We start from the raw sequence: 13,710 nt of genomic DNA, 5'->3' as shown, positions 1-13,710 counted from the left end.
TATAAACATTTCCACATTTTTAGCCTTTTATTACCCTTTGTATCTCATCCAGTTTCATCAGCGCTTCTACGGGCGTGAGCGTGTTTACATCCAGGTTATTGAGCGTGTCGCGTATTTTAACTAACACAGGATCATCAATGGAGAACATTTGCATTTGCACTGCTTGCTTTTGAACTTTCCGGATACTTTCTTTAATATGCTCCCCACCTGTTCGTTCATTTTCGAGCTTTTTAAGTATCTCATTAGCGCGGCCCAATACTTTTTGAGGCATACCGGCAAGTTTGGCTACATGAATACCAAAGCTATGTTCGCTGCCGCCAGGTACAAGTTTACGCAGGAATATGATTTGCTGTCCTACTTCTTTTACCGATACATTATAATTTTTTATACGATTAAAGCTGTTGCTTAGTTCATTTAATTCATGATAATGGGTGGCAAACAGCGTTTTTGGGCGTACAGATCCGTTGTTATGAAGATATTCAGCAATAGCCCAGGCAATAGAAATACCATCATATGTTGATGTGCCCCGGCCTATCTCATCCAACAAAATCAGACTTCTGTCGCTTAGGTTGTTGAGAATACTGGCCGTCTCATTCATTTCCACCATAAAAGTGGATTCTCCGGACGATAAGTTATCCGATGCGCCAACTCTTGTAAATATTTTATCTACCAAACCAATAGCGGCTGATTTAGCAGGCACAAAGCAACCCATTTGCGCCATTAATACAATTAAACCCGTTTGCCTTAACAATGCAGATTTACCTGCCATATTCGGCCCGGTTATAATAATAACTTGTTGCATTTCGGAGTCGAGATATACATCATTTGTAATGTACTCCTCGCCTATAGGTAAATTTTTCTCGATAACCGGATGACGACCACCTTTAATATCCAGCACACGGCTATCATTTACTTGTGGTTTGCTATAATAATTCTTTATAGAAATATCCGCGAAATTCAGCAACACATCTAACCGGGCAATTAGTTGCGCGTTTAATTGAATAGGTTTAATGTATTCGGCAAGGGCATAAAGCAACTCGTTATAAAGTCTTGTCTCCAATACTAATATTTTTTCCTCTGCACCTAATATTTGCTCTTCGTACTCCTTTAGTTCCGGAGTGATGTAACGTTCTGCATTTACGAGTGTTTGTTTACGTATCCAGTCTGCAGGTACTTTGTCTCTGTGGGAATGAGTTACTTCCAGATAATAGCCAAATACATTATTAAATGATACCTTAAGGGATGGTATGCCAGTGATTTCAGCTTCCCGCTTCTGTATTTCCAGTAAATAACCCTTACCACCAAAAGCGATCTTTCGCAGTCTATCCAATTCGTCATTTATACCATCGTTCATCACGGAGCCCTTTACAATCATTACCGGTGGTTCAGAATGCAGTTCTTTTGCTATTTTTTCACAAATAAGTGCACACGGATTTAATTGTTCACCTATTGCTTTTAATGGCAAATTGTTGGTGCTTTCAGTTAATTTCTTAATTTGTTCAATAGCTAAAAGTGCCTTCTTTAACTGGCAAACTTCACGGGGGTTGGCTCTCTGTAATCCTATTTTTGATATTAATCGTTCAAGGTCGCCTATCTGTTGTATTTGATACTGCAATGTTTCGCGCAGTTCCTGCTGTTCTATAAAATATTCAACTACGCCTAATCTGTCGTTTATTGGCTTTATCTCTTTAAGTGGCATTACGATCCACCTGCGCAGCATACGCGCGCCCATAGGCGAGCAGGTGTTATCTAAAACATCAACTAATGTTAACGCGTTCTCATTAGTCGAACTTACCAGTTCCAGGTTGCGTATACTAAATCTATCCAACCAAAGATATCTGTCTTCCTCGATACGGCTTATGGCAGATATATGTTGAAGATTGCGGTGTTCGGTTTCGTTTAGGTAGTGCAAAGCAACGCCGGCGGCAATAATACCAAGGTTTAGTTTATCTATACCGAACCCTTTTAAAGATTTTACACCAAAATGCTTTAATAAAGTTTCGTGCGCATAGTCTCCGGTATAAGGCCATTCATCTAAAGTGTAGGTATAAAAACGATCACCATAGGCTTCCTTAAAGTCATGTTGACGGCTTTTAGGAAATATTACCTCACTTGGGCCGTAACTTTGCAATAGTTTATCAATATATCCACTGTTGCCTTGTGCGGTTATAAATTCCCCGGTTGATATATCAATAAGCGCGATACCTAAACTGTTTTTCTCGAAATAAAGCGATGCCAGGTAGTTGTTGCTTTTTTGTTGCAGTATATTATCGTTAGTTGCAACCCCAGGAGTAACCAATTCAGTAACTCCACGTTTAACAATGGTTTTAGTGGTTTTAGGATCCTCCAACTGATCGCATATAGCTACACGCTGACCAGCCCTTACTAACTTGGGTAAATAAGTATCTAATGAATGGTGAGGAAAGCCTGCCAGCTCAATATGAGAGGCGGAACCATTGGCCCGCCGTGTTAGCACTATCCCTAATATACCGGCAGCTTTAACAGCATCTTCACCAAAGGTTTCATAAAAATCTCCTACACGAAACAGCAACAAAGCACCGGGGTACTTTGCCTTAATGGTATTATATTGCTGCATTAAGGGTGTTTCTTTCTTAGCGGATTTAGCCAATGTTTTGCTGATTTAATAATCTGCTAATTTAATTTATTGCATTTGGATATAAGTAATTGTGGAAAAGTTGATAGTTGTGGATTGTTAAATAATATAAAAAAAGCCTGAGACGAATACAATCTTTCAATCTCAAGCCTTTTAAATATTTTTAATTGTTTACTCGCTTCTTAAGCTCTTTACAGGATTTGCTAACGCGGCTCTTACAGCTTGATAACTTACCGTGGCAAGCGCTATTATTATGGTTATTAAACCAGAGAGCAGCACCATCCACCAGTTTAGGGTTATACGGTACTCGAATTTTTGAAGCCAATTATTTAATGCCCATACAGATACGGGAACAGCTATTACGATTGCAATGGCAACCAATTTCAAAAAATCCCTGGAGAGTAACGCAGTTAAATTAAAAACAGTTGCCCCCAAAACTTTACGCACACCTATTTCTTTAACGCGCTGTTCTGCAGCGTATGCGGCCAAACCAAATAAGCCGAGGCACGATATAATGATAGCCAAACCGCCAAACAGATTGGCCAATGTAGCCAGTAATTGTTCGTTTTGGAATTTCTTTTCAAAATCACTGTCTACAAACTTTACTGTTGGCGGAAAAGATGGATTAACACTTTTTAATGTTTTATTAATAACAGCTACATTGGCAGATATAGTTTTGGCCGGGTTTAAGCGCAGATCAATTACAACTCCGTTGTCACCGGAGTACTGTGTTATCATCGGACGTGTTTTTTCATAAGGGGATCCCCAAACAAAATCCTTATAAACGCCAATTACCGTCATAGGTTGATCGCCATAATGTATAAGTGTTCCAATTGGATGTTTTAGTTTCATTATTTTAGCGGCAGTTTCATTTATCATTATTGTTTTGTGTGCAGTATCGCCGGGATATTCTACAGAGAACTCCCGCCCTTCCAATAATTTAATTCCCGCGGATTTGGTAAAATCGTTCCCCGCCAAAAATACGTCGAACAGAATTTGCTCATCGTCGGCCTTGCCGGGCCAGCTTACGCCCCAGGTATTGCTGCCCGATTGGGTAATACTTTGCGAAAACGTAGTAGCATTGGTTACCACTCCTTTACTTTTAAGTTCATTGATAAAAACTTGCGTTTTATCCTTTAAATCGCCTTCAATTGGTACCTCAACCAAATTGTTTTTATCAAATCCAATTGACTTGCTTTGCACAAATCGTATTTGCCTGTAAATACATATAGTAGCAGTGATTAAGAATACCGCAAAAGCAAATTGTACAACAACCAATACTTTGCGCAAAGGTAAAGCAGACCTTCCGCCCTTAAAAATGCCTTTTAACACCTTTATTGGCTCAAATGATGAGAGGTAAAATGCGGGATAGCTTCCCGCAAAAATACCGCTCATAAGACCTGTGCCTATAATTAATAGCCAGGTATACCATTGGTTATACGGAAGAGTTAGCTTTATATTTAACAGATCATTGAAATACGGTAGCGTAAGTACAATAATCAATAATGCCGCAAGAGTTGATAAAAAGGAGAGAATTACCGATTCAGTGATAAATTGCCATATAAGTGACTTTCTATTAGAGCCTATCGCCTTACGAATTCCTACCTCTTTTGCCCTTTCTTCCGAACGCGCAGTTGAAAGGTTCATAAAGTTTACACAAGCTATCAATAAAATACAAATAGCTAAAGTAATGAATAGCTGTATTTGATCTATCATTCCTCCCACTGCTTTACCATTTTCAAAATTGGAGTAAAGATGCAATTTAGAGAACGGATATAAGAAAACCTGATTTTCATTACCTTCGTTATGCCGTCCTATCATACCTTTCATGATAGAATTAGCGCTACTTAATGATGCCGAACTTTTAAGTTGAACAACGGTACGTGCAAAATTACTTCCCCACCCAGAATCTTTGGCCCATGGGTTTGAATCTTCAAACATTACCCAGGGTAAAACAAATTCAAATTGAAAGGTTGCATTAACCGGCACATCTTCAATAACGCCGGTAACTGTTAAAGGCAGTTCATTGTTACGTTTTATAATCTTATTTATTGGATCTTCATTCCCGAATAAGGTTTTTGCTAGTTTTTTAGTGATAACAATGGAATTGGGCAGCTTTAACGCGGTTGATGGATTACCCTCTATAAAGTGATAAGAAAAAATATCAAAAAAACCATTATCAGCGAATAAGCCCTTCTTTTTGAAGCTGTTATCTTTATAGGTAAGCAAACCCTCTGCTGTATAGTCTATTACCCTTACTGAACGGACAACGCCAGGTACTTCTTCCTTAATGGTAGGTGCCAGTAAACGCGGAGTAGCAGCAAAAGTATATATTTTTCCATCTCCTGGCTGGTTGTTTTCTACAAGATAAATATTCTCTAAATTTTTAAACTGCTTGTCATAATTGATATGATAAAAAACATAGAGTAATAACATCAGACAACTGGCTATGCCAAGGGCTAAGCCGCCTGCATTTAAAAGAGAAAAGCCTTTATGTTTTATAATGCTTCTCCAGGCAATTTTTAAGTTGTTTTTAAACATTCCGGGCAGTTATTAAAAAATTAATTAAATGTTACGTTTACACTTCCGTTACCGGCTACTTCAACTGGGGTACCCCCACCGTTTACTTTCCCATCAACCCGATCTTTTTCTTTTCTACCGGTAAAAGCCGTCGAATTAAAGCTGACGCGATTTCCCCGCAAATCAAGATCTAACCCTTTGTTAGATGGCAATTGAAGATCCACATGACCTGAACTGGCATCAATTTTTACGTATTTGCTTACACTAAGCATTTGCACATGCATACTGCCAGCACTTGTTGATGCATCCACGCTGCCAGATATGGCTGAAAGGTTCACACTTCCCCCCGAGGTACCTGTAATTAATTCGCCGGTTATACGATTACCATGTACACTTCCGCCGCTTGTGGAGGCACGAATAGTGCCGCTTAAATTGTTAAGATTTAGTGATCCTCCCGAGGTGGAAAGTTTAATATTGCCTTCACAATTGCTGGCATTGATGCTCCCGCCACTGGTAGTTAATTGAATATCCTGCTTTGCGTTTGATACCTGTATACTGCCGCCACTGGTGAAACCTCTTATTACACCAGTAACATTGTCTACATGCAGGCTTCCCCCACTGGTACTAAAGTTTTGTTCGCCGGTAACATTATCTATGTGGATACTACCACCACTTGTATTTAAATTGCTAGCTGTTTGCCTGCTAACATATATTTTAAAACCAATGCTTAACGATTTTCTCCAGTTAAACATGTTTTGTTTATTTTTAGCAGTTATGTGCAGTTCGTTGTCGTGTACGTCAATATCTAAAGTATAATCTTCATTCAAACGTTTACTGATCTCCTCTTTGCTTAGATTTTGATTGTTGTTGCCGACAATATACACTTCTAACCTTGGCGTTTGTCCAGACTCGCCACTAACGCTGATACTTCCACCGCTGGTTTTTACAAATACATTTCTTATTGAGGATGATAAAGCTTTTGTTAAATAAGGCGTACGGCTATCCTGGGCAGAAGCAAAAACGGTTTGTGACGCCACAAGTAATAAAAGGAAAATTCTTTTCATAATAATTTTAATTTAGTTTATTATAAGACTAACATTAAATTGAATTGGTTGCATGGATCAGTAATTAATAACTATTTATAGTATCCTGATTCACTCACTTCTTAAACTATTCACAGGATTTGCTAAAGCAGCTTTCATAGATTGAAAACTTACAGTTATTAATGCGATGACAGCTGTTATTAATGCAGCTAAAGCAAATATCCACCAGCTTACATCAGTCCGATAAGCAAAATCCTGTAACCATGAATGCATGACATACCAAGCTACAGGGAAAGAGATTATCACCGCTATACCGACTAATTTTATAAAGTCTTTTGATAGCAGGGTTACTACATTCTGAACAGATGCCCCAAGCACTTTACGTATCCCTATTTCTTTAGTACGGCTCTCAGCTGTGTAAATAGCCAGACCTAATAAACCAAGGCAGGCAATAAGCACTGAAATTAATGTAAAAACAGTAAATACCTTACTTAATGTTCTATCTGTACGATATAACGCATCAAATTCTGAATCAATAAAACTATATTCAAAAGGAGTATCTGGCATAAAAGATTTCCATTTACTTTCAATATGATTTATTGTTGTATGGTAATCACCGGGTTTTATGCGAACCGAAATATATGACTGACCGGTATTATAACTTTTAGAAGTATTATAAAATAAAGCAAAGGGAGCGATCTTGCTGTGTATAGACTCGGTATTAAAATCTTTTACGATACCTATTACTTTAAATTTTTGATTACCGTTGCCTGGATAAGCGATAGATTTACCAATTACCTCCTTCCATCCAATTTGTTTCGCGGCGGTTTCGTTAAGTAAAACCGACGCCGAGTCATTGAATTTTTTAGAGAATTGCCTGCCGTTTAATATTTTCAAATCAAAAGTAGGAACAAAATCTTCATCCACCGTAAAAGATGATAACGTAATCTTTCCATCAGTGCTATTTATATTATCTCCATTAGCTATAGGTGTATAAAAATCACCGAAGGGATTTCTTGTAGGCACACTGGTGGATATGGTTGCATTTTTTACTTCAGGTAGTGCAATCAACTCTTGCCGTAAGCTCTCTTCACTTGTACCCAACCTATCGGCATTAACTATTACCAATATATTCTCTTTTTTAAAACCAAGATCTTTTGACTGGCTGTATATCAATTGCTTATAGACAACAATTGTGCATATTATTAATATGGTAGATATGGTGAATTGAAAAACCACTAATGCGTTCCTTGTAAAAGAAGTACCAGTCTTATTTCCGAAGATATTACCACCTCTGAATATATTAACAGGTTTTACAGCAGTAATAAAGAAAGCGGGGTAACTACCCGCAAGTAAACCTGTGAAAATTATTAATAAGATAATACTTATCCATGTACTAACATGATAAAATACTTCGGTTCCTAATAATTTACCAGATAGTTGATTAAATGCCGGTAAAACGGCCACAACTATAAATAAGGCTAAAATCATAGCAAACAGACTGTACAATATGGCTTCGGTTATAAATTGAGCTATTAAATTTTTTCTTTCAGATCCTAATACTTTACGTACACCTACTTCTTTTGCCCGTTTTGCCGACTGAGCTGTCGCCAGATTCATGAAATTAACGCATGCTAAAATGATTATAAATAAGGCAATAGCTGAAAAAATATATACATTTTTAATATCACCCTGAGCAAAAAAATTTGTTTGGATATTTGATGAATATAAATGAATTCGTTTAAGTGGTTGCAAATGCAAATCCCATCTCCCACCTTTCTTTTTAAATTCATCAAATGGCTGTCCAATACGATTAAAAGCACTGGCTGCTTGCTCACTCACCATTTTTGGAAATTTAGCCTCTAATTGATTAATATCTTTTGCAGACGCAGGTATATTAGGTTTGAGTTTTACATATGTGCTCATCTGTAACCAAACCCAGCTCCATGAAAAACGCTTAACCGGCGGCATACCAATATTTGATTGCAGCATATCAAACTGTAAAGAGGATTGTTTTGGAAGATCTTTTAAAACTGCCTTTACAGTAAATGGTTTGGAGTATTCATCAAATATCAAGGTTTGTCCAATAGGCGATGTGTTTCCAAAATATTTTTTTGCAGCTTTTTGAGTTAGTACAACTGAGTTGGCATCATTTAAACATGAACCAGCATTTCCTTCTATTAATGGATAATCGAAAAATTCAAGGAAATTAGAATCTACCGATAAAAGGTTTTCTTCATTTAATGATAGGTTTTGCCCATTATGTTGATAATGGATAATTTCGTTACCCGGGTCATAAATACGAGTATAGCTTTCAATTTCGGGGAAGTTATTTATTAGAGCGGCACCTGCCGGCGGCGGTGTATGTCCAACGGTAAATTCGTCATTTCCCATTTTGCCATCAATGTTTACACGATAAACCCTGTCCGCATCCTTAAAAAAATCATCATAGCCATATTCGTCTTTCACATACATACCAATTAGTATAATGCAGGTGAAGCCTATAGTTAAGCCAATAATATTAATTGTACTGCTTATCTTATTACGAGTGAAGCTTCTCCAGGCTATTTTTAAATAATTTTTTAACATAACTCATGGTTTTGACATTATATATTCAAACATATACCAAAAACATAATTAATTGACTAACAGTATCTTTGGAATCACAAATCATATAATTTGTGTTCGTTACCGCAACAATACCGTTCGGTTATGATACAGTTTCGATTAATTATTCGCTTCTTAAACTTTTAACCGGGTTGGCAATAGCAGTTTTTAAAGCATAATAACTAACAGTTACTATTGCAACTATAACAGCAATAAGAGCTGCCGCTATAAATACCCACCATGAAATAGTTATACGATAAGCAAAATTCTGTAACCAATTATTCATTGCCCACCATGCAATTGGAGAAGCAATCATTATCGATATTAATACTAACTTTAAAAAATCGGCTGACAATAACGACGTAATATTTCCCAAACTTGCTCCTAAAATTTTACGTATTCCAACCTCTTTGGTACGTTGTTCAATGGTAAACGCCGCAAGACCAAATAAGCCCATACTGGCTAATGCTATGGTTATTATGGTAAATAAACTGAAAATTGATGCAAGCCTATCTTCTGCTTTGTACTGCTGGTTAAATGCATCATCCATAAAAGTGTAGTCAAATGGTGTAATGTTATCATATTTTTTATAAATATTTTGAACATTGCTGAGTAAACCCGGTAGATTGGTGTGTGGTTTTATCCTTGCAAATAAATTGCAGCCTACTTTACTCCAATATTTCGTGGTATCTGATGCAATAAATAATCCTAATGGAATTATTTCCGACTCCATAGTGCTGAAATTGAAGTTTTTAATAACCCCGGTTATTTCCAACTTTTGACCTCCGGATTTAATAAAATCGCCAACCGGATTTTGCTGAAGATGCAATTTGTTAATTGCCTCTTCGTTAATTATAACCTTATCAGTACCAACCAGATCTTCACCGGGAGCGGGCGGGTATTTCCACTTTAGTTTCAAAAGATCTATATAATTTTTATCAACAGATAAGGCAGCCAAAGCAGTTGATTCATCCTTTGTTTTACCATCTATAAAATACATATCATAGCCTCTAAACATAGCATAATGAGATGTAGCGGTAGCTTCAATTCCGGCTAACGAAGAAACATCTTGTTTAAATGCCGGATAATTACCAGCAAAACTATTATTTACAGGAATCATTATGACATTTTCGCGATCCATGCCAGTCTCTGCGTGTCTGAAATAATAAAGTTGCCGATCTATTACTATACCGCAAATAACAAGTCCAACTGATATCGCAAATTGCGTAGTAGTAAATACTTTACGTACAGTTACACCGCCTACTGAATTACTTCCCTTACCTTTTAAGGTAATTACTGGTTTAAAGGAAGAAAGTATAAAAGATGGATAGCTGCCCGCTATCAACACTATCAGAATAAATAAAGCAATAAATAAGCTTAATATAACCGGATTTAATAAAAATGCATTGTCAATTTTTAGCTGTAAAACATTCGTAAACCAAGGCTTAAAAGCATAAAATAATATAAACCCAACTAAAAACGCAAGACAGGCAACAATTGTGGATTCGATATAAAACTGAATGGCTAACGTTTTACGACTTGCTCCTGATACTTTACGCACACCAACCTCTTTTGCACGAAGTGTTGAACGTGCAGTTGATAGGCTCATATAATTGACTAAAGCTAATAATAATATTAGTAACGCTATCAGGGGGAATATTTTTAAATATCTGATATGAGATGAATCGTCGTAATTATTTTTTAGATGTGTATCTGTTAAGGCAGAAAGGTTAAAAGTTTCACCTTCAAGTGATTTGTCATTTTTAACCATGCTTTTTAACCCCCTGTTTAGTGCGGTTGTATCTGAAGCGTGGCTTAATAGCAAATAATTATCAAATGAGCCCGGACCGACACCTTGTTTGCCGGTATACATGGCAGCTTCTTTCATGCCCAGTAAACTTGCACCGGAAACTATAAAGTTATATTGGATAGATGAATTTGATGGGCAGTTTTCTGCTACACCTGTAATCTGATAATTATAAGAACTATCGGTTCTGATAGTTAACAGTTTACCAACAGGGTTTTGTTTGCCAAAATATTTTTGCGCAATATGTTTTGATATTACAACTGTAAACGGTTTGGTTAAAACATTCGCCTTATTGCCGGTAATTAGGTTGAAAGAAAAAAAGTCAAAAAAGCCGGGATCAACAAAAAGTAAATTATCTTCAGAAAATTTTCTGTCAGGCAATTCCGGGTTATTTATAACTAAAGGCTTAAAATATCTTAAAGTACGCATATATTGTTTTACAACCGGCTGTCTTTGTTTTATAATTGGCCCCGTTGCATAACTCATGTATGCCATATTCATGGTGTTTCCACCTATTTCTATTTTTGCTTGCAGCTTATATATACGTTTTGCGTTATGATGAAAGTCATCGTAGCTATGCTCATGTACCACATACATCATTATCATCATACAAACCGCTATAGCCACTGCTAAGCCTGTTATATTTATTGCACTATATAACCTTTGCTTCGCTATGTTGCGTAAAGCAATCTTTAGGTAATTTTTAAACATGATAATAAATTTTAAATACCAAACTTTAAGGCTGATGATGAAATAAGTAATTAATTATTCGCTTCGTAAACTTTTTACCGGATTGGCCATAGCCGCTTTTACAGATTGAAAACTTATGGTCACGAGTGCGATAACGATGACACCAAAACCGGATAATGCAAACGACACCCAAGTTAAATTTATCTTGTAAGCAAAGTCGCGTAGCCAGCTATTCATGCTATACCATGCAATGGGTATAGCAATTATTATGGCAAGCAAAATAAGTAAGATAAATTCTTTTGCCAGCATATTTACAATTTGCCCGATACTTGCGCCTAATACTTTTCGTATGCCTATCTCCCGGGTTTTTACCTGCGCGGAATAGGTAGTAAGACCCAGTAACCCCAAGCAGGAGATCATGATGGCTACAACTGAAAAAAGCTTAAAGAGATCGCCCTGTTTTTGATCAGCGGAGTATAGCTTAGTATAGCTATCGTCCAAAAAAGTATAGTTAAACGGTATATCATTGTTATAAAGCTTCCATTGTGTTTGCGCGGCAGCTATGGCTTTTTGGATATTTTTACCTGAAGCTTTTATATATACACGCCAGCAATGTTCGAGCTGATAGCGGAAAACTATAGGTTCTATTTTTTTATGCACGGTAGCAAAATTAAAATCTTTAACAACCCCTATGATGGTTCCGTTAACTGTTTGTATGCGCAGTCGTTTACCAACCGGATCAGTTATTCCCATTTCTTTTGCTGCAGTTTCATTAATTAAAAAATGGGAAGAATCTGCAACTGCACCTGTAAAATTTTTGCCTTGAATCACATCCATTTTAAAAAAAGGAATAAACTGTTCATCTGCGGGTATAAGGTTAAACCATAAATTAGAATTTGCCGGCTTACCGTCCCAATCATTATCGCCTGTTGCACCGCCGCCATTATTCACTATATCACGCCCTGCATGGGTTATACCCACGATCGCCGGATATTTTAACAGGTCATTTTTTACAGCGTCGTAATGTTCCTGCATATCGTTACGCAGGGTAAAAGCAAAAACATGCTCTTTGTCGTACCCAAGATCCTTATTTCTGATATAACTTAACTGCTTGCTGATCACGAGCGTTCCAATAATCAGAATTATAGATGTGGCAAATTGTACAACTACCAGAACACGCCTGAAATTGACATTGCCAATGCTGCCCGAAATACGTCCCTTTAATGCTTTAAGCGGTTCAAATGACGATAACAGCATTGCAGGATATATACTTGACGCAAGAAGTGTACCCACAAAAGAAACCAAAATGCAGAACCATACATCAGTATCGGATAAATTGAACGCGATCTGCTTTCCCGAAAAATTGTTAAAATACGGCAACAATAAAAACATTAATATTAACGACAAGGCCGCCGCCGCTATAAACAGCACTCCGGTTTCTATAATAAATTGTATAAATAATTGACTTTTACCCGCACCTATTATCTTTCGCATGCTCACTTCTTTTGCACGAAGCAAGGAGCGTGCTGTAGAAAGATTCACGTAATTGATGCAAGCAATAATTAAAATCATTACGGCAACAATGGTTAATGTACGTACCGTAGAATATCCCCCATCGGTGCCATCTGCTCTAAATAAATGCATTTTTATTAAAGGCTGCACCAAATAAGGCACTGGTGCGTCTTCGGGTTTATTCCTTTCATGTATTGCCTGAAGCTTTTTCTCTAAAGCCTTTAAGTTTACATCATGCTTTAACAACAAAAAGGTTTCAAATCCAAAATTAGACCAATCAGCATCCATTGATGGTACTATAGTTTTACCATCGTAACTGCGGCTGTTTTTTATATAGGAAAGATAATTAAGCCTTGCCATTGGTAACAAAACATGATACTGAAAACTGGAGTTTGGAGGATAATCCGCAATTACTCCGCTTACCTGGCAGGGTTCATTCTGCCCCATAATTACCGTTTTACCTATCGGATTTTCGTCCCCAAAGTATTTTTTTGCTGTGCTTTCGGTTATCACTAATGAATTAATGTCCGGAAAAGGATTTTTAGGATTGCCCCTTATCAACTTAAAATCAAATACTGAAAAATATGATGGGTCGGTAAAAGCAAAGTTCGACTCAAAAAAAACTTTATCTTTATACTGAAATGGAGCATCGCCTATACTCGTGATACGTACCGCATTTTTAACTTCAGGTATTTCGTTTTTTGCAAATGTTGCTACAGGTGCAATAATATTGTTGAATATTTGCCTGCTGATACCAGTACCTGCAACAATATCAACTTTATATATCTTTTCAGCGTTTTTATTAAATGAATCGAAACTAAATTCATCCTGGACCCATAACAGCATAAAAATACCGATTACAAGCCCTAGGGTTAGCCCGGTAATATTAATGATTGCATAAAATTTATTATGCATAA

General features: G+C 36.9%; 6 protein-coding genes. All 6 read right to left on the bottom strand.

Features of this window, described 5'->3' with window-relative positions; genetic code table 11:
• Positions 1-19 precede the first annotated feature (19 nt).
• On the bottom strand, positions 20-2,629 hold the full coding sequence (gene mutS / locus I5M19_RS07670) for a DNA mismatch repair protein MutS (RefSeq protein WP_214653034.1): 2,610 nt from the start codon (positions 2,627-2,629) through the stop codon (positions 20-22).
• Between the two features lie 156 nt (positions 2,630-2,785).
• The gene (locus I5M19_RS07665) at positions 2,786-5,155 is read right to left on the bottom strand and encodes an ABC transporter permease (RefSeq protein WP_200065614.1); all 2,370 of its coding nucleotides are present in this window, start codon (positions 5,153-5,155) and stop codon (positions 2,786-2,788) included.
• A 20-nt stretch (positions 5,156-5,175) separates the two neighbouring features.
• Positions 5,176-6,198: a DUF4097 family beta strand repeat-containing protein gene (locus I5M19_RS07660; RefSeq protein WP_200065613.1), complete on the bottom strand. Its 1,023-nt coding sequence runs from the start codon at positions 6,196-6,198 to the stop codon at positions 5,176-5,178.
• 90 nt (positions 6,199-6,288) lie between these two features.
• Positions 6,289-8,766, bottom strand: coding sequence for an ABC transporter permease (locus I5M19_RS07655; RefSeq protein ID WP_200065612.1), 2,478 nt, complete (start codon positions 8,764-8,766; stop codon positions 6,289-6,291).
• Positions 8,767-8,908: 142 nt separating this feature from the next.
• Positions 8,909-11,302, bottom strand: a complete 2,394-nt coding sequence (locus I5M19_RS07650; RefSeq protein WP_200065611.1) for an ABC transporter permease — start codon at positions 11,300-11,302, stop codon at positions 8,909-8,911.
• Positions 11,303-11,356: 54 nt separating this feature from the next.
• Complete coding sequence (locus I5M19_RS07645; RefSeq protein WP_200065610.1) at positions 11,357-13,708, bottom strand: ABC transporter permease; 2,352 nt, start codon at positions 13,706-13,708, stop codon at positions 11,357-11,359.
• Between the last annotated feature and the right edge of the window lie 2 nt (positions 13,709-13,710).

Origin of the sequence: Mucilaginibacter segetis (assembly GCF_016522075.1) — a bacterium.
Classification (GTDB): domain Bacteria; phylum Bacteroidota; class Bacteroidia; order Sphingobacteriales; family Sphingobacteriaceae; genus Mucilaginibacter; species Mucilaginibacter segetis.
The sequence above is the reverse complement of the archived record's forward strand: the minus strand, read 5'-3'. Positions and strand labels throughout refer to the sequence as shown.